The organism is Hoskinsella mucinilytica (assembly GCF_045223415.1).
Classification (GTDB): domain Bacteria; phylum Bacillota_I; class Bacilli_A; order Erysipelotrichales; family Erysipelotrichaceae; genus Hoskinsella; species Hoskinsella mucinilytica.
Genome location: NZ_JBEQZJ010000014.1, coordinates 30,918 through 51,886 on the forward strand (window position 1 = coordinate 30,918; position 20,969 = coordinate 51,886).

The 20,969-nt window shown below is 37.0% G+C and carries 21 protein-coding genes; 8 read left to right on the plus strand and 13 right to left on the minus strand.

The genetic code is table 11. The features are described from left to right. Positions 1 to 11 precede the first annotated feature (11 nt). Both UGRO018_RS06505 and UGRO018_RS06510 read right to left on the minus strand, forming a co-directional pair. Positions 12 to 1,514 (minus strand): RDD family protein, encoded by a 1,503-nt coding sequence (locus UGRO018_RS06505; protein WP_416325659.1) that lies wholly within the window; start codon positions 1,512 to 1,514, stop codon positions 12 to 14. Between the two features lie 4 nt (positions 1,515 to 1,518). Next, positions 1,519 to 1,830: a hypothetical protein gene (locus tag UGRO018_RS06510; protein WP_416325660.1), complete on the minus strand. Its 312-nt coding sequence runs from the start codon at positions 1,828 to 1,830 to the stop codon at positions 1,519 to 1,521. A 157-nt stretch (positions 1,831 to 1,987) separates the two neighbouring features. On the opposite strand from UGRO018_RS06510, the gene UGRO018_RS06515 reads away from it, so the two are divergent. Then, positions 1,988 to 2,728 carry a VanZ family protein gene (locus UGRO018_RS06515; protein WP_416325661.1) on the plus strand — a complete coding sequence of 247 codons (741 nt, stop codon included), beginning with the start codon at positions 1,988 to 1,990 and terminating at the stop codon, positions 2,726 to 2,728. A gap of 71 nt (positions 2,729 to 2,799) precedes the next feature. Here UGRO018_RS06515 and UGRO018_RS06520 read toward each other — a convergent pair whose 3' ends face one another. The 7 genes from UGRO018_RS06520 to UGRO018_RS06550 all read right to left on the minus strand — a co-directional run bounded on the left by UGRO018_RS06520 (position 2,800) and on the right by UGRO018_RS06550 (position 9,912). Then, positions 2,800 to 3,801: a LacI family DNA-binding transcriptional regulator gene (locus UGRO018_RS06520; protein ID WP_416325662.1), complete on the minus strand. Its 1,002-nt coding sequence runs from the start codon at positions 3,799 to 3,801 to the stop codon at positions 2,800 to 2,802. Between the two features lie 67 nt (positions 3,802 to 3,868). Further along, on the minus strand, positions 3,869 to 4,531 hold the full coding sequence (locus UGRO018_RS06525; RefSeq protein WP_416325663.1) for an HAD family hydrolase: 663 nt from the start codon (positions 4,529 to 4,531) through the stop codon (positions 3,869 to 3,871). Between the two features lie 61 nt (positions 4,532 to 4,592). After that, entirely contained in the window at positions 4,593 to 6,551 is a 1,959-nt protein-coding gene (locus UGRO018_RS06530; protein ID WP_416325664.1) for a heparinase II/III family protein, read from the minus strand. Between the two features lie 56 nt (positions 6,552 to 6,607). After that, entirely contained in the window at positions 6,608 to 7,426 is an 819-nt protein-coding gene (locus tag UGRO018_RS06535; RefSeq protein ID WP_416325665.1) for a PTS system mannose/fructose/sorbose family transporter subunit IID, read from the minus strand. Next, positions 7,413 to 8,201, minus strand: a complete 789-nt coding sequence (locus UGRO018_RS06540) for a PTS mannose/fructose/sorbose/N-acetylgalactosamine transporter subunit IIC (RefSeq protein WP_416325666.1) — start codon at positions 8,199 to 8,201, stop codon at positions 7,413 to 7,415. The genes UGRO018_RS06535 and UGRO018_RS06540 overlap by 14 nt, the downstream gene beginning before the upstream one ends. Positions 8,202 to 8,216: 15 nt before the next feature. Further along, the gene (locus UGRO018_RS06545; RefSeq protein WP_416325667.1) at positions 8,217 to 8,708 is read right to left on the minus strand and encodes a PTS sugar transporter subunit IIB; all 492 of its coding nucleotides are present in this window, start codon (positions 8,706 to 8,708) and stop codon (positions 8,217 to 8,219) included. 13 nt (positions 8,709 to 8,721) lie between these two features. Next, positions 8,722 to 9,912 (minus strand): glycoside hydrolase family 88 protein, encoded by a 1,191-nt coding sequence (locus UGRO018_RS06550; RefSeq protein WP_416325668.1) that lies wholly within the window; start codon positions 9,910 to 9,912, stop codon positions 8,722 to 8,724. Positions 9,913 to 10,211: 299 nt separating this feature from the next. On the opposite strand from UGRO018_RS06550, the gene UGRO018_RS06555 reads away from it, so the two are divergent. The 6 genes from UGRO018_RS06555 to UGRO018_RS06580 all read left to right on the plus strand — a co-directional run bounded on the left by UGRO018_RS06555 (position 10,212) and on the right by UGRO018_RS06580 (position 15,521). After that, the gene (locus UGRO018_RS06555; RefSeq protein ID WP_416325669.1) at positions 10,212 to 11,195 is read left to right on the plus strand and encodes a bifunctional 4-hydroxy-2-oxoglutarate aldolase/2-dehydro-3-deoxy-phosphogluconate aldolase; all 984 of its coding nucleotides are present in this window, start codon (positions 10,212 to 10,214) and stop codon (positions 11,193 to 11,195) included. A gap of 1 nt (position 11,196) precedes the next feature. Continuing rightward, entirely contained in the window at positions 11,197 to 12,216 is a 1,020-nt protein-coding gene (locus UGRO018_RS06560; RefSeq protein WP_416325670.1) for a PfkB family carbohydrate kinase, read from the plus strand. A gap of 10 nt (positions 12,217 to 12,226) precedes the next feature. Further along, on the plus strand, positions 12,227 to 13,036 hold the full coding sequence (locus UGRO018_RS06565; protein ID WP_416325671.1) for a gluconate 5-dehydrogenase: 810 nt from the start codon (positions 12,227 to 12,229) through the stop codon (positions 13,034 to 13,036). A 17-nt stretch (positions 13,037 to 13,053) separates the two neighbouring features. After that, the gene (locus UGRO018_RS06570) at positions 13,054 to 13,689 is read left to right on the plus strand and encodes an RpiB/LacA/LacB family sugar-phosphate isomerase (RefSeq protein WP_416325672.1); all 636 of its coding nucleotides are present in this window, start codon (positions 13,054 to 13,056) and stop codon (positions 13,687 to 13,689) included. A 210-nt stretch (positions 13,690 to 13,899) separates the two neighbouring features. Then, positions 13,900 to 14,259, plus strand: coding sequence for a hypothetical protein (locus UGRO018_RS06575; RefSeq protein WP_416325673.1), 360 nt, complete (start codon positions 13,900 to 13,902; stop codon positions 14,257 to 14,259). A 2-nt stretch (positions 14,260 to 14,261) separates the two neighbouring features. Then, complete coding sequence (locus tag UGRO018_RS06580) at positions 14,262 to 15,521, plus strand: hypothetical protein (RefSeq protein ID WP_416325674.1); 1,260 nt, start codon at positions 14,262 to 14,264, stop codon at positions 15,519 to 15,521. A gap of 73 nt (positions 15,522 to 15,594) precedes the next feature. Here the strand turns inward: UGRO018_RS06580 and fba are convergent, their stop codons facing one another. From fba to UGRO018_RS06600, 4 genes are all read right to left on the minus strand, one after another. After that, positions 15,595 to 16,464 carry a class II fructose-1,6-bisphosphate aldolase gene (gene fba / locus UGRO018_RS06585; RefSeq protein ID WP_416325675.1) on the minus strand — a complete coding sequence of 290 codons (870 nt, stop codon included), beginning with the start codon at positions 16,462 to 16,464 and terminating at the stop codon, positions 15,595 to 15,597. A gap of 137 nt (positions 16,465 to 16,601) precedes the next feature. Continuing rightward, complete coding sequence (gene rpoE / locus UGRO018_RS06590) at positions 16,602 to 16,931, minus strand: DNA-directed RNA polymerase subunit delta (RefSeq protein ID WP_416325676.1); 330 nt, start codon at positions 16,929 to 16,931, stop codon at positions 16,602 to 16,604. A 17-nt stretch (positions 16,932 to 16,948) separates the two neighbouring features. Beyond that, a complete protein-coding gene (gene argS / locus UGRO018_RS06595) occupies positions 16,949 to 18,592 on the minus strand; it encodes an arginine--tRNA ligase (RefSeq protein ID WP_416325677.1) in 1,644 nt (547 codons plus the stop codon). Continuing rightward, complete coding sequence (locus UGRO018_RS06600; RefSeq protein WP_416325678.1) at positions 18,589 to 18,981, minus strand: YwiB family protein; 393 nt, start codon at positions 18,979 to 18,981, stop codon at positions 18,589 to 18,591. The genes argS and UGRO018_RS06600 overlap by 4 nt, the downstream gene beginning before the upstream one ends. 336 nt (positions 18,982 to 19,317) lie before the next feature. Here UGRO018_RS06600 and UGRO018_RS06605 point away from each other — a divergent pair, with 336 nt between their 5' ends. Beyond that, positions 19,318 to 20,730 (plus strand): helix-turn-helix domain-containing protein, encoded by a 1,413-nt coding sequence (locus UGRO018_RS06605; protein WP_416325679.1) that lies wholly within the window; start codon positions 19,318 to 19,320, stop codon positions 20,728 to 20,730. Positions 20,731 to 20,969 lie beyond the last annotated feature (239 nt).

Here is a 20,969-nt window from a genome sequence, read left to right on the forward strand (position 1 = left end):
TTATTGTAGTTTTATCCTCTTGCATTTACAAACAATTCTACTAGTTTTTCTCCATCCTTAGGGCAGTTTGTTTTTCCGATTGCTTCACCACTATTACCATAGAATCCACTACCGGCACTAACAAATAATTTTCTATCCATTGTCATTTTCAATAACTGTGTGATATCAGCTTTCGTGTGACTTGGATGGAATACTTCAACACCATCGATATCCAAGCGCATGACTTCATTCAATAAGACAGGATCATTTGCCAACAGTTTTCCCGGATGAGCAATGATCGCAATTCCATTCGTTAAATGAATAACATCTAATACATCCTTGATATCAGGATATTTTACAGGGACATAACATAGCTTACCATATGCAAAGAAATCCTTTGCCATTTCTTTATAAGGCTCCATAGATTTGGTTCCACTTAAATAAGGCTGAAGCAATGGTGATGATCGATATTCCTCACGATTTAATACATATTCCGCAATCATTTCTCCCGGTATTCTTTGAAATCTGTTATTCAACAACAATTGTTCTACCGGTACATGAAGTCCGATGATATTTTCAAATTTTCTAACTCGTTCAATACTAGCTTGTTTTTCATTAATAAGACTATCATTCTCAATTTGATTGTATAATTCATGTGGATAATCCACAAAATAACCTAGGACTCGTACTCTTTTGCCGTGTAAATCTGCATTGATTTCAATACCAGGCACATAGTTTACGTGATACAAGGAACTCATTCTTTGCGCAATCGCAATGGATTTTGCACAATCCAAGTCGGTAATTGAGATCGTTTGTAATCCTATTTCTTTCGCCTTTTGGAAAATCTCTTCTACATTGTAACTTCCATTAGCGCTGAAATTAGAATGAATATGCAAATCAATGGTTGTAGTTGGTGTTACAGTTGCTTTTTGTACAGGTGTTGGAATTTCTGCTTTCTTTGGCTGTATCTCTTTTACAGGTGTTAATAAGCTAGGATCATACGTTACCACTTTTGTTCCTACGATAAAATCAATGATACTTCGATGCATCGGATCAAAGAAAACGACCAATCCATTTAAGAACCAATAGGCCATGACACCGAACATATTAGTAAAGTAAAATAAGATCAAAAACGGAAGGTCAAATCCTAAGGTTTCTCGCATAAGAAGACGACGCTTCATCGCAACCTTTCCACTTTTCGTGATCACACGCAAACCAAAGCTTTTTTTACCTAGACTTTGTCCTTTGGTCTGTGCATAAATATAGTTATTGATCAATAAAATGGTAATCAATAATAAAACACAAATGACAATGCTCATTGTTTTGATACCACTAATGCTTACGATACTTCCAAATATTGACAAGAACAGAATATTCCATAATGCAATCGGTATCAACATGACAATCACATCAACCAAAAAAGCATAAAAACGAGAAGATAAATCTCTTTTCTCTAAGGAACGATAACCCTTTACTAAAATTACATTTTCACCGTTTTGTTTTGGTGTTGTCTTTTTTTTATTTGTTTTTTTCATAAATTCACCCATCCGCTTTCTCTTCATATTTCAAAATTCCCAGGCGCACCAGAAATAGGTCCATAAAGGCAGCCAACAGAAAGGCTACGCCAAGAATATAAATCGTTTTGATATCGATCGTCTTCCCATTGAGAAATAACAGACTTGTAGAAACTGCGATACCAACTGCCACAAAAGGCTCTAGCATTCTAAGTTTCATACTCTTCATCGTCAACATATATTCCTTTTGACAATTTGGACATTTCAAATGAGCATTGCCAAAAAATAATTTGAGTCGAATCTCAGATTGACAATGGGGACACGTATATAGTTTCATCGTTTCACAACCTTACTTAACTATTATACAACATTTTATCTATTTGTATATGCCTTAAGATTTACGCCTTGAAAACATTAAGGAAAAAGTAAGAAAATGAACCTTGTATTCAAGATAAAATTAACGTATCATAGGTACACAAGAAAGGAGGGCGCCCATGGCTAATATCACAAAATCAATAGGTGTAAGAATCTGTCTGTTCATCTCGTTTCTTTCGATCATCTATACCTTATATGCCGGATTAAATCCTATTTATACCTTAAATTTTACAGAAAGATTCACATTGGCTGCGGCATTTACATTACCTCTTGGAATTGCGACCATCCTGATTGCACATCAAATGCAAACAGATGAAAAAAAGCAACGCATCTATCATATATTCTGGTGGATCTTATTCTTATATTATATTGCTCAAATGATCTATATGTTATTTTTCGCAAGTGAATTTTCTCGTCAAAACAATCCATTATTCGATGGACATTATTTAGAAAGTCTGAAACAGCAATGGGAGCTTCGTACAAATCTAAAGCCCTTTGACACCATTCATTTGATGATGAATGCTTATGCAAATGATCTACATGACATTGCGACCATTAATCTATTAGGTAATTTTGTCGCATTTATGCCGTTTGCTTTCTTTCTACCAAAGCTATTTCCTTCTATGACCAAATGTAGAAAGTTCTTAGGTTTTATGTGTCTATTGATCCTATCGGTAGAAATCATTCAATTACTTACTTTATCAGGTACCATGGATATCGATGATTTCCTCTTAAATATGAGTGGCACGACCTTATCCTATTTTATTTTAAAAATTCCATTCTATCATCTTTTTACTGAACATCCTACATCACCATCGTTCATAGATGCCGTTTATGTAAAGAAAGAAATAGAGATTTAAAGCATTGAAAAAGGTAGATCATCGTCTACCTTTTCTATTGTTTCAGTTATTTCATAATGATATGATGTGTTTTAATTTGTGGATTCTCCCCAATTGATCTTACATTGTAAAATTTGATTAGGTGCTTCTTCATCATGATGTTCCAATGCATCAATTAATATTTTAGCGGCTTGATGTCCTTCATCATACGCAGGCTGCACAATGGTAGTGACAGTAGGGGATGAGAAATTGCTCCATTCGGTATTATCAAAGCCAATCAGACCAATGGTTTGTGGCATAAGATTACGATAGTTTTTCAAAGCGATATATACTCTGGGAAGAAGAAAACAATTTGCGACAAATATCAAGGTGCGTGTACCAAACTTTAATTCCTTATTCAATAACACGGTCAATTCCTCACTCTCAACATCGCCATCTACAACATGTGTAATACATTCCTTCCCATTGAGATGTAATGCATCCAGAAATCCAGTTGTTCTTTCCATCCTTGTGCTAAGTACACTTGGATCAGCTGTTATCATGATATATTCATCATAACCCTTTCTGATCAATTCCTCGCTCATTTCCAATACTGCTTCATAATTATTCGTTTTCACCCATTTTTCTTTATCCATAGAAACCTGTGAATCGATGAATACAACATCTTTTCCTTCTTGCTTGATCGTATCGATTAATTGATCGAACTGACTAGAAGGCTGTATGATAAATCCATCTACCCCCATTGCTAACATACGGTTTACATAATCTGCTTCATTTTCCAATATGTAATTGCTGTTTCCTACAATCAACTGATATCGCTTATCTCTTGCGAAATCATCAATGCCTTTGACGATTTGATTTGCGAACGCATTGGTGATATCTCCGATGATGACGCCGATCAATTTCGTTCCCTTGGAATTCAAAGAACGTGCTGCCACACTTGGACGATAATTGGTCTCTTTGATAACGGCTTCAATTCTTTGCTTGGTGTCTTCTGACATTTTCTCTGTTTTCCCATTTAAATAGAAAGATACGGTTGTTTTTGATGTCTGTGCCCTTCTTGCTATTTCTTTTATCGTAATTTTTTCACTCATATTCTTCCGACCTCGATTGTTCGCCTTTATTTTAACACATGCCGCTTTGCTTTAGCAAACCTGTTTACTATCTTTGGAAGAAAGATAAATCAAAATGATGATAATCATGAATCACTCGATCTACCCCCGCAAGCTTTTTATATGCTTCTGTTTTTTCCGGTTCAGTGATGGCAACGATCTGTCCTACATGACATTGATGCGCAAATGCAATTCCGGATAAAGAATCTTCGATCACCATGCATTGATCCAATGCTACACCAATTCGATTTGCGCCATCTGTAAACATAGCGACCTTATCTTTATGCAAGCCATCATCATATACGATCTTGTCTATATCAAACCATTGATCTAAGTGAAAAGATTCCACAAAGAAATCTATGTTTGCCTTAATAGAAGCACTGCAAATCGTCATAGGGATACCCATCGTTTTTAATGTATCTAATAAAGTTGTTAATCCCGGTACCAAATGAAAAGTCTCTGGTTGTTGTCTACAGATATCTCGATATAATGCCTCTTTATCCTCAGATAGCTGCTTGCTTTTTTCTTCACTCATTTCTCCAAGCAGGATAGAAATGATCGCCTTATTCGTTTGTCCATGCATATGGTCCATTTCTTCATCACGAATAGGTATCCCTCTATATTTTTTACTGAAAACATCCCAAGCCATCTTATGCTTTGGGCTATCAAAAAACATCGTACCATTAAAATCAAATAATAAACCTTTTTCCATTTTTATCATTCTCCCTCATCTATCGTTCATTATGTACCACTTTTCCTCATCATGCAAGTATTTATGCACGTAATCGAATCAGTTTTTTCATACCCTTAACGTTATGAATGACAACGCACTTTGCATGGAATGGTAAGCCTTCACATGTACATAGCTTCTTTCCACGAAATAACTCCTTGTGGAAAACCACGATCGTATAGCTTTCTTCTGGTGATATCGTAAATCTTCTAGCCTCAGCGATCTCCTCATTCAATGGTTCTGTACCATTTTGTAAAATATCTACTTTTTCCACCTGAATAGAAGTAGAAACCACAGCAGTGATATGATTTCCTTCATCTTGAAATGCTTTATGAAAGGAAACGATATCATGTGTTCTTGCTTCATTATATCGTAAAGAACAGATACCCTTTTGTATACTACCTACTTCTCCTAACATATACAGGTTACTTTCTCCACACAAAGAAATCAAATTCTTGCCGATACCGGCATGCATGTTAGGGTCAACGGAAAAAGAAACCTCCATGGTATGATTTCCATCTATTTTCATCTCATCAACGATCATCCAAATATCAGGGTCGATCACGATCAGTTTTCGTGTCCATACTTGTAAAGGTGAATGACCGATCATCATCCCTTCTATATAATGGATACCTTGGGTATGTCGTATATAATTCTTACAAGGTATGCCAAAATCATGATATCCCCAACTATCACTTGGCAAGCAATATTCCATATGATCTACAAGAACACTATTGTGTGCATGCATAGATTTTAATTCGACACGAAGTGGATGATCTTCTCGATAGGTATATCTACCGGGATCGATCAAGACCGGTACACCATGATGATAAAGAGATACGTGTAAATTGTCACTATGTCCATGTCCACTACCCAACGAACCATTGGTAAACATGGTAAAACTTGCGAGTGCATCCCAACTGCTTCTCATGGTAAACATACCACTATCCTCACCATCATAAACAAGATCATCCGGTATTTGAGCATCTAAATGAGCGTAACGATCAGCCCAATTGCACCCAAAGGCATATACACTATCTGGATCATAAGTTTTCGCACCTGCACTTTTCCATATAGGCTGTTGAAATAAAACCGATGCTCTATGAAACACATCGCAGATAGAAACACGATCACTATCGCCAAAGGTTTCTATTTGATGATCTGGCGTTATTTGATAAAACAAAGCATCTGCCATACGATATATTTGTTCTTTACATATTCTAGAGTTTGGTTGATGGAAAACGTCTTGATAATATAGAGCCTTCATCCCATAGTTTAATACTTCTATATGATACATGGTAGATTGTTCCCATTGCATACCATCCTCATATACTTGAATCGAAAACTGTGTTGACCATTCTTCATATGCCCATTGATAGATTGCGTCAGATAAAAAGTCTTCCTTTAAAAAGGGAAGCACTGATAGAATGGCACAGGTTTGAATACTTCCCCAATTGCTTAACGTATATTTTGTCAGATAGTGTTCTTTTAAATAATCGATTTGTAATTGTAAATGTGTGAGTATTTCTGATAATTGCTCATCACTGATTTGTTCTTTCTTATATATATAAGGAAGTGTTTCCATGATGTTCATGATTCTGATTCCGGTATCCAAGGTTCGTGTGCTAGGTTCCGGTTTCATTTGCTTATGTGAACGAATCCAATCAAGTATCCATTCCTTCCCTTTGCGCATATACTTATCATCTTGCGTAAGTAAGGTTGCCAACATCAAATCTGAAAGATAGTCCATACGGTTCAACATAAAGCACCATTCTTCATCTTCGTTTCTTTGGATGTTCCAATCGATCTTATCTAATTGATAAGGTATAGTACAGCGCTCCATATCCCATGGCTTATCAAAGGTAATGATATGTTTGATCAATTGATTTGCATGTTGTACGATTTGTTTTCCATCTTCATCAGATATGTAATACTTCATATCCTCTATTCTTTTTTCCTGGGAAATATGATGTAATCGTTGTTTGGTATAATTTAAGTCCATCTTAATGCTCCTTTCTCTGTAATCAAGAAAAGGAACCTTTACAGGTCCCCAATCTCTTATGCCAGAATGCCAAGACAGCTTAGTACGACACCGGCAACGACGGTGATAAGTACAAGCACATAGGTTGTGACACCCTTTTTCTTTATTAAATAATACATCAACAAGGTATATAGAACAGGAAGTAATGCAGGTGCAACCTTATCTAACATTGCCTGAATATTGACGGTAGATTGTTTTACACCTTCAGCTGCCTCACCAGCCGCAAAGGTAATGGCAACATTCATTTTCACAAAGGTTGCCGCAAGACCTGCAATGACGGTAACACCGATCATTCCGGCTGCCTCAGAAATTACACCCATCTTTTCTGATAGCTTATCGATCATACTTGTTCCAAGTCTTCTACCATAGCCACCCATTACTAATTTGATTGCCAATAACACGATATTCTCTGCCAACAAGAATAGAATCGGTGCAATCGTGATACCATCCATTGCCATTGATGCAAAGATGGTAGAGAATAAAGGAGCGATACAGAATTGAGATAAAGAATCACCAATACCGGCCAAAGGTCCCATCAATGCCATTTTAATACCACGAATTTCTTCGTATTCCATTCCATTCTCTGCCATTGCCAAATGAATAGATGTGATAAATGGTAAGAAGTTTGGATTGGTATTATAGAATTCACAGTTTTGATTTAATTCTTCCGCAAGTTTTGCCTTATCATCTCCATACAATTTCTTAAATGCAGGATACATGACCAAAGCATAACCAAGTCCTTGATAGTTACTGTAATTGAACCCATTTTGTAAGAAATAAGCACGTAGGGTCGTTTTGGTATAATCTTTCTTTGTCAGCTTATTAGATCCAGTCATCGTGTTCTACCTCCTGTGCCCCTGCGCCGTTCATAACAGGAGCTTTTTCTGATTCATTATAATGCTTGATAGCGAATACCGCACCAACTAAGGCGATACCGATGACCGGTAAACCTAAGAAGGCCGCAAGAATATACCCCAACAAAGCAAATGGAACGAGCTCTTTTTTCAACATAACGCTCATGATCATCGCAAATCCGATTGCAGGAAGCATACCACCTGCGACTGTCAATCCGTTTAATAACCATTCAGGTACCATAGCTACCAAATGGTTTAAGGTATCCATACTGAAGGCTCCTAAGAAACCTAATGCAAATCCAACGATAGCAAATAATACTACGGTCATATTTGCGCCACGACGAAACGCTTTGAAGTTCTGTTTTTTCAATGCATTGGCAGCACCTTCTGGAGCACCTGCACGTACAGTATAAATTGCTGTTTGTAAGAACTGAATCGCTACCGCAAATGGTAGAGATAAGGATAACGCACTTTCCGGTGTAACATCACTCATAGTAATTGCCATTAATGTACCAATGATACCGGGTCCGATTGGATTTGGTGGAACCGTACCACCTGCACCTACACCAAAGCCCATAAATGCTAATTCCGCAATGGCACCACATTGAAGTGCTGTTGGGATATCCCCTAATATGACACCAACACCAAAACTTAATACGATTGCTCTGTTTGTAAAAATTCCCCATAGCATACCTGAATAACAGAATGCTGTCCATAAGCCGATTAATATTGCTTGGATTATTGTAATTTCAACCATCTTTTCTCACCTTTCTTATAGGTAGCTTTTGATATCTACCTGTACGCTTCCATCATTGCCACTTGGCGTTGTCTGCGTATTGAACTCAATTTGATACTCATTGATCATTTTTGATAAAGCTGCTTTATCTTCTTTGCCTAGGAAAATAGAACGTGTCACTTTTTCTTTTCCTTCTGCATTATGAATATTTCCGATATTGATTTTCTTCAAAGGTACGCCACCTTCTACCAAACGTAAGGCATCCTCACAATTTTTCACGATGAGAAAAATCGTTTGTGCCGGATTAGCTTTATAAATCATATCGATTACTTTTTGTACGGAATAAAAGCGCATCGCAACTTCCTTTGGAATAACCGTTTTCATCAATGTTTGCGCCATCGCATCTTTAGCGGCTTCATCATTTGCGACGATAACAGTATTTACGCCAAGTGATTTGACCCAAAGCTGTCCTTGTCCATGTACTAAACGTTCGTCTATTCTTGTCATAACGATATTTGGTGTTGTCATATCTTGTTCCTCCTTACCAATATGGATCCCAATTCTTTAGCTGACGAAGCAATGCTTCCATATAGAAATAATCGCCCCATATATTTCCCTCATCTACGCCCTTGCCACTATGCCAAGAATATACTCCATGATATAAAATCGGATCTCCTTGTTCATGTTTAGATGATGTATAATTTTTCATCAATGAACGAAGGATATTCGCACTTGCGCCTCGATATACTGCTTTATCAAGATCATGATCAGATAAGTTATGATCCATTTCTAACATACCGCAAACAGCAATTGCCGCAGCACTGGAATCTCTTGATTGGTTAGGATCATCAGTGAAAATCAGATCCCAATAACATATATTGTCCTTTGGCAAACGATTGAGGAAATAATTGGTCATGCCTTTATATAAATCCATATATTCTATTTGCTTTGTATATCGTATATTTAAAGGAATGCCATAGATACCCCATGCTTGACCACGAGCCCATGCACTATCATCACAATATCCCTGACGTGTTGCGCCATGATCCGGACCTCCCGTTTCAGGATTCATGTAAAAGGTATGAAAGGCACTTGCATCATCACGAATGACATAGCGACAGCTTGTTTCAAAATGACGTTGTGCAATGGATGCATAGTTTGGATCGCCACTTGTTTCACTTGCCCAATATAACAATGGAATATTCAACATACAGTCAATAATGAAACGATAGTGCTCCTTACTGTCAAGAGGACCCCATGCTTGTAGAAATTCCCCTTTTTCTTGCCATCGTGTTAATAGTTTATCCGCCGCAAGCAATGCCGCTTTTTTTGCATGCTCATTTTGCGTTAATTTATAACCACTCACACAGGATAAAGAATAGAGAAATCCTAAATCATGATGATCCAGTTCGATGTTATGCTCTATTCGATAAAGGAAACTTTCCACATTGCGATTTGCAAGCTCACGATAAGCTTCCTTGTGGGAATATTCATAAGCCAACCATAGCATGCCTGTCCAAAAGCCATCGGTCCATTCAATATTTTCAATGATTGGATATTTCAATTGCTTGGTAGCGGAGTATGGAAATTTATCTTTGAAGTACTGCATATTCAGGTCAACCTGTTTCATGCATTCTTCAAAGGCTGTAGTTAATTCTTCTTTGGTGATGGCCGGTGTTTTAAGAAACTCTTCTTTCTTTTCGATTTGCTCGATGTTCACCTTTCTTACCATACGCTTCAACCTCCTGATCGTTGAGAACTCTCTTCTTAAAAGTAAACTGGTTTACTAGACGACTCCATTATATGTTGAAAGGGGTTCCTTGTCAATGCTTTTCACAAAAATATTTTGAATTCATTTATAGTTAAAGAAAGCGTTTTCTTATATATGATAGAAAAATAAAGAAGAAAAAGATTTTTATGCGAGTCTATTGACAAAACCGGTTTACCAAACTATACTGTTAGTGAACTGGTTTACTAACAAGTAAACGAAACGTACTAGACACACGTGATAAAAAAGAAAGCAGGGATTCTATGATTGATTTAACAAACCGTATTTCACAAATCGGCATCGTGCCCGTTGTGAAAATTCTAAATAAAGAGGATGCATTTCCCTTAGCTAAAGCCTTATATGAGGGAGGCATCGATGTTGCGGAAATCACTTTCCGCAGTGCTTATGCAACCGATGCGATTGCTACCATTCATAAAGAATTACCGGATATGCTAGTAGGTGCAGGTACTGTTCTAACGATAGATCAGGCAAAAGAAGCCGTAGAAGCCGGTGCATCCTTCATCATTACACCGGGATTCAATAAAGCAGTGGTTGCATGGTGCATCGAACACGATGTTGTTGTTTATCCAGGCGTTTCTACCGCAAGTGAAATAGAAGAGGCCTTATCCTATGGTCTTCATACATTAAAATTCTTTCCCGCAGAAAGTAGTGGAGGCGCAAAAAAATTAAAAGACTTTGCCGCTCCATATCCTGATATCACATTTCTACCAACCGGTGGTATCAACGAAAGTAATCTACATGACTATCTTTCCCTTCCAAATGTGCTTGCAGTTGGTGGAAGCTTTATGCTTCCTAATGAATTCGTCAGTACAAAAAATTGGGATGCCATTCGTACCCTTTGTAAGAAGGCAATCAAAACAATGCTAGGTTTTTCCTTGATCCATATCGGTATCAACAGTGACAATATACAAGAAGCCCAACATACTGCGGATACACTATGTCAACTCTTTGACTTTCATCCATATCAAAAGCCGAAATCAAAGTTCGCCGGAAAAGGATTTGAGATCTTACACGGATTAGGAAAAGGAAGCCATGGTCACATCGGTATTTATACAAACTATGTGATGCGTGCTATGTATCAGCTTCAAAAAAAAGGTGTTCGCTTTGACGAGAGCACGATCACACGAAACAAACAAACAAATCTTATCAACTTTGTCTATTTAGATATGGAGCTTTCAGGTTTTGGTATCCATTTGATCCATCCTGATGTAGATATGGAGGTTTAATATGAAGGTCATTACATTCGGTGAAATTATGTTACGTTTGGCACCACATGGTTATGAGCGATTTACCCAAGCAAACGAGTTAGAAGCAACCTTTGGTGGTGGAGAAGCCAATGTAGCGGTTTCACTAGCAAACTTCGGTATCCAAGCTGCTTTTATTACCAAGCTTCCGACTCATTCGATCGGTCAATGTGCAATCAATGATTTAAGAAAATATGGCGTAGATACCACTTATATTACAAGAGGTGGCGATCGTGTTGGAATTTATTATTTAGAAAAAGGCGCATCTCAACGTGCTTCACAGGTTATTTACGATCGAGCATACTCAGCCATTGCACAAGCAATTCCCGAAGATTTTAACTGGAAAGAAATTTTTGATGGTGCTGATTGGTTTCATTTCACAGGTATTACACCGGCTTTGAACGATACACTTGCTTACATTACCATGCAAGCATGCAAAGCCGCAAAAGAAGAAGGTCTTACAATATCTTGTGACCTTAACTTCCGTAAGAAGCTTTGGTCAAGCAAAAAAGCAGGAGAAGTGATGAGTAGTATCATGCAATATGTCGATGTATGTATTGCCAATGAAGAAGATGCAGAAAAGGTATTTGGTATCAAAGCGAAACATACAGATGTGAATAGTGGAAAACTAGATCATGATAGCTATGTAGATGTCGCAAAAAAACTTGTGGAAACCTTTGATTTTAAAGCGGTAGCGATCACGCTTCGTGAAAGTATTTCCGCATCCGATAACAATTGGGCCGCAATGCTATATATCAATCACCAAGCCTACTTCTCCAAGACCTACCCCCTTCACATTGTAGACCGTGTTGGTGGAGGAGATTCCTTTGGTGCCGGCTTAATTTATGCCATGCTAATGAAAAAGCAACCACAAACCATCATTGAATTTGCGGTAGCTGCATCCGCATTAAAACACTCTATCGAAGGCGATTATAACCGTGTCAGTGTAGATGAGGTAGAAACCTTGGCCAATGGAGATGGCTCAGGACGAGTACAACGTTAGGAGGATGATTATGAAAGAATTTTCGATGGATTCCTTTTCTCTAAAAGGAAAAGTTGCTTTGATCACAGGTGCTGCTTATGGTATCGGCTTTGCGATAGCAAAAGCAATGCATCAAGCAGGAGCAACCATTGTATTTAATACCAACAGACAAGAATCAGTAGACAAAGCGATACAGGCATATAAGGCTGAAGGTATTGCGGTACATGGTTATGTCTGTGATGTATGTGATGAAACAGCAGTAAAACAAATGGTAAAACAAATAGAAACAGAAGTTGGTGTCATTGATATTTTAGTCAACAATGCCGGTATCATCAAACGAATTCCTATGCTTGATATGAACGTTGAAGACTTTCGTGCAGTCGTTGACGTTGATTTAAATGCACCCTTTATCGTATCCAAAGCAGTCCTTCCTTCTATGATTCAAAAAGGTCATGGAAAGATCATCAATATTTGTAGCATGATGAGTGAATTGGGGAGAGAAACGGTCAGTGCATATGCCGCAGCCAAAGGTGGCTTAAAGATGTTGACCAAAAACATCTGTAGTGAATTCGGAGAAGCCAATATTCAATGTAACGCCATTGGTCCCGGTTATATCGCCACACCTCAAACAGCACCACTTCGTGAACGCCAAGAAGACGGCACTCGTCATCCATTCGACCAGTTTATCGTATCAAAAACACCTGCTGCACGCTGGGGAACACCAGAAGACTTGATGGGACCTGCTGTATTCCTTGCCAGTGATGCAAGCAATTTTGTCAACGGACATATTCTTTATGTAGACGGTGGTATTCTTGCTTATATCGGCAAACAACCGCAATAGAAAGTAGAGGAAAACATATGAAAATAGCATTGATCAATGAAAATTCACAGGCATCAAAGAATGCTCAAATTTATGAAGTATTAAAGGAAGAAGCAGAAAAGGCAGGTCATATCGTTTATAATTATGGAATGTATACCGCTGAAGATCAAGTTCAACTTACGTATGTAAAAAACGGCCTGCTTGCAAGTATCCTGCTTACCACCGGTGCCGTAGATTTTGTTATTACCGGATGTGGTACGGGGCAAGGAGCCATGTTAGCATGCAATTCCTTCCCTAATGTCATTTGCGGTCATGTAACAAATGGTTTAGATGCTTACCTATTTGGTCAAGTCAATGATGGTAATTGTATTGCTATGCCATTTGCGCAAAATTTCGGATGGGGCGCAGAAATCAATTTACACGATACGTTTGCGAAACTATTCTCAGAACCATTTGGAGGAGGTTATCCCAAGGAAAGAAGAGAACCCGAACAAAGAAACAAGAAAATATTAGATGATGTCAAAGCAATCACTTACAAGCCTTTGATTCAGATCTTAAAAGAAATTGATCAAGATTTCTTAAAAGAGACCATTGCCGGTATCCACTTTGCAGAATACTTTTACCCAAACTGTAAAGACCAAGAAATCGCAAATTATCTAAAATCATTATCATAAGAGATTCCCTTTTCATGAACTAAGCAGCATAGACACGATGTCTATGCTTTTTTTTGACTGAAAGAAGCGAAATTCAGAAATTCGAAAATAAGCATCCCTAAATACGACAAATACAGACATAATATACATTCTTAAACAAACCAAAGCTATATATAACCATTTTATGCTATACTTTTATACGATACCCCATATGGGAAGAGGAGAGAAAAAATGAAATTTATGAAAGACATGAATGGTGTAAATTGTGGACAAAAACTGAAAAAACTTGCGAAAATCTATTTCTATGTATTCTTTGCCCTTATGTTGATTCTTGCAGTCATCGGAGTCCTAGGATTCTTCGCAAGCGCCGCTTCCGGTAATGCCGGTACGGCCTTCGGTATCTTGCTTCTTATCGCACTTTATATCGGATTGCTTGGTTTGATTGGTTTTATGGCTTATCTGAATATGTATGCCAATGGCAATATGGTTGAAATTCAAGAGAAACAATATACCTTACTTCAAGACTTATATCAAAAACTTTATGATGATGGAACATTAACTCAAAACACAGACGATAAATTGGAGTTCTGATCATGAGATATCGTCATCAGTTTCTACTTGATTTGTACCGACATCGAAAATGGAATCTAGATAATCAAATATGGCTTTTTCGCCATGAGCATGTTCTACAAGAACATCATTATGAAAAGGTTTATTTATACTGTCGAAATCCAAAAAACATTTTACAAGAAGTCACTTTCCTGATTCAAGCAGGAGATGAAAAAACAGAACACATAGTTTTTGATTTCAAGCATCTTAAGCGCTCTTATCAACCAAGTCTTAGAGGGTGCTTGATAGAGCTCCCTTTGCAGATGATCGGAAAGGAATATTCCATCAGTATTCTTTCTTATCGTATACAAGGAGTGGAATATCCTTATTTAGAGGAAAATCTTGAGATAACGTTGTCAGACGATCAACAAAGCAAAGCTGTTTCCGCTTTATTATCAGATCATGATATCACGATATTCCCATCTATGAGCGATTCTTACATTCTTTGCGCATGTGGATATGCCATGAAACCAAGGGAAACATGTCCGAATTGTCATCGAACAGCTTCAGATAACGCCATGATCATAGAGAAAGGATGTTCTGCCTATTGTAAAGAGAGCTTTCTAAAACGCTATGTCACAGTTGAAGAAATGTTATATTGTAGAAAGCATCATTTGGATGTCGGTACTGATCTACAGAAGAAAGCAGCTTCCTTACCAATACAGATTGATGAATCTGATTATTATGATTTAGAAGTGCAATGCAAAAAAAGACATCAAAAAACAGTAATTGGAATAACTGCGACTATTTCAGCCTTATTGTTATGTTTGATTTTAGCTTTTTCCTTACCTTCATCAAACGATATACCTGAAGACCCTCCTATTCCAGATTATTCTTCATCTTTCACCTATCCTTATGAGAAAGAAAGTTTTGATTGTGAAGGTAATTTAAATGGCTATGAAGTGTTTCTTACATTCACCGGTTATGATCAAAGTGTTGATAAATTAGAAATGCAATTTCGATTCAGCAGTAAAGATCTTGGAGTGGATATATCGCAAATAGATACTGATACCTTAGTACAGTTACAGTCTGCTGTTTTAGATCAGTTAGGAATAGATGGAAATGAATATGGATTTTATATCTCACCATATCTTTATGGTGATAATCTATATTTTAATATCACCATAGTACTTGATGATATTAGTTATGATACACTGAAAAAATTACAGCTGACCATGATTTCTTTTTATGATATGGATGAAATTAAAATTGAGTTAGAAAATGAAGGAATGTATTGTTACTAAAGCAGACAACAGTCTGCTTTTCTTATATGTAAAAAGACGATATACATTAGTATACCGTCTTGATTGAATATTCTTATTCAGCTTTTCCAGCAGAACCGAACTGATTCATCATAGCAACAACTTTTGCCTGAATTGCATCAGCACCTGGTTTTAATAGTTTACGAGGATCGTAACCTTTACCAGCCTGATCTTTACCAGCTTCGATGTATTCACGAGTTGCTGCAGCAAACTCTAACTGAAGTTCAGTGTTTACATTGATTTTAGATACACCTAAAGAGATTGCTTTTGCGATCTGATCTGCAGGGATACCTGAACCACCATGTAATACCAATGGTTTACCATTTGTAGAAGCCTGGATTTCTCCTAAACGATCAAAGTTTAATCCAGCCCAATCTGCAGGATATTTACCATGGATATTTCCGATACCAGCAGCTAAGAAATCAACGCCTAATTCAGCGATTGTCTTACATTCTTCTGGATCAGCTAATTCACCCATAGAAGCAACACCGTCTTCTTCACCACCGATGCCACCAACTTCACATTCGATTGACAATCCTTTTGAATGTGCCAATTCGATCATTTCTTTTGATTTTTCTAAGTTTTCATCAAATGCATAGTGAGAACCATCAAACATAACAGAAGTGAAACCTGCAGCGATACAAGCTTTTGCTCCTTCATAAGTTCCGTGGTCTAAGTGTAATGCAACTGGAACAGTGATTCCTAAGAAATCATGAATTCCTTTCACCATTGCAACTACATTTTCAAAACCGCACATGTATTTTCCTGCACCTTCAGAAACACCTAACATAACAGGTGATTTTGCTTCTTCTGCTGCAAGTAAAATAGATTTGATCCATTCCATGTTGTTAATGTTGAATGCTCCGACTGCGTAATGACCAGCATGAGCTTTTTCGATCATGTCTTTTGCTGAAACTAATGCCATAAGTATATTCCTCCTTGATTTCATTTACACTCTTATTCTACTTCATTTTTCCCTTTTTGAAAAGCCTTTTGTTATTTATTTCACGTAATTAGATAAATAAAGCGCTCCCATATAAAAAGCACATTCTCAGAACGTGCTTAATAATCTTCTTCCGTTGTTTTTAAAGGAGGAACTTCTTCGATAGCATCTGCTTCATCTTCTTCGTCCTCATCAATTAGGATTTCATCTGTATCTACCACAACTTCGTGATAGGTGTGACGTTCCCTTAAATCCCATTTGTTTTCTCCCACACAAACAAATCTTTCATCTAAAGATAAATCACTATAAAATTGAGCGATATTATCTTCCTCTTGTGCCTGTGTAAACCCCATGATCTGACATACCTCTTCCCATATTTTTAGGAAAGTGATTGGTTTTTTCTTCGTGGATAACTGGTCATATGCGACATCGATCATTGCTTTTTTCATGTTAAACTTAATTCCTCCTACATTTTCTCAATAGCTTCTACCCCGATCAGTTCCAAGGCGTTCTTCAATGTTATCTTTGTTGCTTTTAATAGAGCAAGACGCTGAGCGCTTAATTCTTCATGCTCTAAGTCAATGACTTTACATGCATTATAGAAGCTGTGGAAATAAGCAGCCAGCTTCTGTATGTAATTGCACACTTTATGTGGCGCACGTGTTCTGGCAGCATCAGCAACTACATTGGTAAATTCATTGATGTATTTCATTAATGCAATTTCCTTTTCATGAGTCAACAGATCATAATTCTCTGCCTGCTTCATGTCAGGTGCCTGGCGCAGAATGGAACACATTCTGGCATGTGCATATTGCGCATAGTAAACAGGATTGTCATTGCTTTGTTTTCTTGCCAATCCTAAGTCAAAATCTAAGTGTGTATCAACAGCACGTTGTACAAAGAAATAACGAACTGCATCTACACCAACTTCATCACAAAGCTCACGAATGGTAACTGCATTTCCCAATCGTTTGCTCATTTTTACTTCTTCTCCGTTTTCCACAAGACGAACCATCTGAATGATATCAACTTGTAATTTATCCGGATCATTACCCAAAGCCTCAATACTTGCCTTCAAACGTGGAATATAACCATGGTGATCTGCACCTAACAAGTCTACCAATAAATCAAAGCCACGATCCAACTTATCCTTATGATATGCAATATCCGGTACAAGGTACGTATAAGATCCATCTGTTTTTCTTAACACTCGATCTTTATCATCATGGAACTTCGTTGTTTCAAACCAAAGAGCTCCATCCTTTTCATAAGTCATACCTTTTTCATCCAAAACAGCAAGTGCTGCCTCTACTTTACCTTCATCACGAATGCTTTGTTCACTGCTCCATACATCGAAATGTACACGGAAGTTATCCAAATCACGTTTGATTTTATTTAATTCAAACTCAATCCCCTTTTCTTTAAAGAATTTCAAATTGGCTTCGTTTTCTTCTACATAACGATCCTTATAAGTTTCGGCAATTTCAATGGCAATCTTCTTTACATCCTCACCATGATATCCATCTTCCGGAAGAACAAAGTCTAAACCTAAATGCTCACGATATCTGGCTTGTAATGATTTCCCAAGATTGATGATCTGGTTTCCGGCATCATTTACATAATACTCACGACATACGTCATAACCACTAGCCTTCATCAAACGAGTGATACTATCACCCCAAGCTGCACCACGTGCATGCCCTAAGTGTAAATCACCGGTTGGATTTGCGGAAACATATTCTACATTCACTTTTATGTTATGACCAGTATCATTATGACCAAAATCATCACCATCCTGAATAACGGTTTCAATGATCTTAGCCAAAGACGTATTTTTAATTTTAAAATTAATAAACCCCGGTCCTGCAATATCACATTCTTCAATATCTGCCTGTTCCTTGTTTAATGCTGCTAAAATTCCTTCAGCTATCTTTCTTGGATTATTCTTCAATACTCTAGTCAACTGCATCGCAACATTGGTTGAATAATCACCATGACTTTTATCCTTTGGGATTTCAATGACAATATCATTCTCTGACAATTCTTGAGAAAAAGCATTTTGTACTGCATCCTTCAAAGCATGTTTTAAATTCATTTCGATCTGGTTCATGCCTGATCCTCCTTCAATATCCATAATATGCGGTAGCCATCTGTCACTTCACCTTCACTAAGGATGTCATATTCCAAAGCGATGATGTTATCTTTCCTTATATATTTATGCGTATAAATTCCTAACTCAATCGTTCCAAATTCTGACAGTACGCTTCCAATGGTTGTTTCCTTGTGACGAAATAACAGCTGTGTCTGAATTTCTCCTTTACGTTCAAGTTGAAGTTCATCATCGTCTGCCTTTACCTTCACTGTTGTTGTCTGATCTTTTTCTACATATTCTATGCTAATCAAAGATCCTTTTTTCATAAAATCTACATAGCCATCAAACATGAGATTTTTCTCATCTGTATATCGATCCTTTTGTTTCACTATAAGATGTTTTTTCATGTTATCACCACTTATCATGAGCATTATAGCAGAATTTTATATTCATGCAACCTTTTTGATGAAAAAAGATGAAAAACTTACTCTAAATAATCACTCTTATCAAGAATGCTTCCTTATATTATATATATAGCAGTATTTGCAAATGCAGAAATGCTTCCTTATATTATATAGGAACAATATATCATAGCAATCTAGTAGAAGATAAAAACTCTTCCTTATAATATATAAGAAAAAAGTTTGGTTCATTAATCTGACAAATCCGCTTATAATAAAACAGGACAAAATGAACACTAATTGATACAATATGGATACAAGAATAAAAGAGGAGAAAAAAACATGGAATGGATCAATATTGTACAAAACGCTTTGAATGATATCGAGGATCATCTTCTAGAAGATATCAACGCCGATAAGATTGCCAGTCAATACTTTATTTCAAGCGTGTATTTTCAAAAAATATTCAGTATCATTACCGGTTTTACGATCAATGACTACATTAAGAACCGACGACTTTCACTTGCGGGTGAGGAATTGGTGAACAATCAAATGAAAATTATTGATGTTGCTTTTAAATATGGCTATGAATCACCTGAGAGCTTTACTAAAGCTTTTACACGTTTCCATGGTTTTGCGCCTTCACAAATGCGGAAAGGAATCTGCAAGTTAAATTACTTTTTACCATTAAATATCAATATTCAAGTTAACGGTGGCTTTATTACATCTAGGAAGCTGATTCCTAATGTAGAACGACTGTATCAGGTAAAATCAGAGAACTATATGTTTCCAAGCTGTATGCGCTCGGTGATGTCCGCTTTTCATGAAGATAAGGCTTATGACTTTGCTTTCTTTGCGGGTGTCTGCGGTGATTTCTTTACACAGATATGGTTGGAACCGAAATGGCGTTATAATGATTCTTATTCCAATGTCTGCAAAGCAACTCAAAAACCAATCAAAGCTGCCTTCGATGCCTGTGGTTATGAATATACCTATGTAGACCATGCACAGATCAAAGAGAACGAAGCAGAAATGCTTCAAAGAATCATCGCATCAATCGATAAAGGATTACCGGTACTTGCTTTTGGAATTGTCGGGCCCCCGGTTTGTTCTATGATATGTGGATATGCAGAAGAAGGTAAGCAACTGATTGGTTGGTCGCAATTTAGCGGTGAAGTCATAGAAGATGAGATCATCGATCAGGTTTGTGCAGAAAATTATTTCCAAGTAGAGAGTGTATTATCACATGTGGAAACACTCATTTTCTTCGGTAAAAAGAAACCTCGATCATCTATCGCAGAAAACATCAAACAATCTATTCTCAACATTCCATCATTAGCTGCTTTACCTTCCACTGATGAATTGCGTATGGGTAAGGATGCCTTCGATGCTTGGGCTGATTCATTATTATGTGATGAATACTTTGAAGATGAGACAATGTTAGAAGGACCTTTGGATACTTACCAAAGCTGTGTGGTACAAACCGGTACCAATTTATTTTATCTAGAATCTTATCTAGAGCACGCATTCACGCTTTGTCCTGAAATAGAAACTGAACTAAAAACACTCATGGATCTATTCGCAAAAGAAAAAGAAGCTTTTGACCATTTGATTGAATATCAAGGTGGTTATTTCTTTGAAAAAGATCGTAAAGCATTATTAGATAAAAGCTTCCGTCAAGGTTTAGCAAAACATGTCATAACAGTTGGCAACTGTTATGAAAAAGCAATACATTCCATCAAAGAAACACGCTAATAATTATGATACTAATTAGACAGCCAATGGCTGTCTTTTGTCATTCTTTTCATACACACACGATCTTTCGTATTTACAATATTTTCTATTCATTCTTCCTTATATATATAGCAAAAAGAATGCACATAGTAATTCTAATTATATCATATTCCACTTTTATAATATAAGGATACTATGTGATTTTATCATTTTAAACAAGACAAGATCTGTCAAAGCATCCCATTTTTCGATTGAATGCG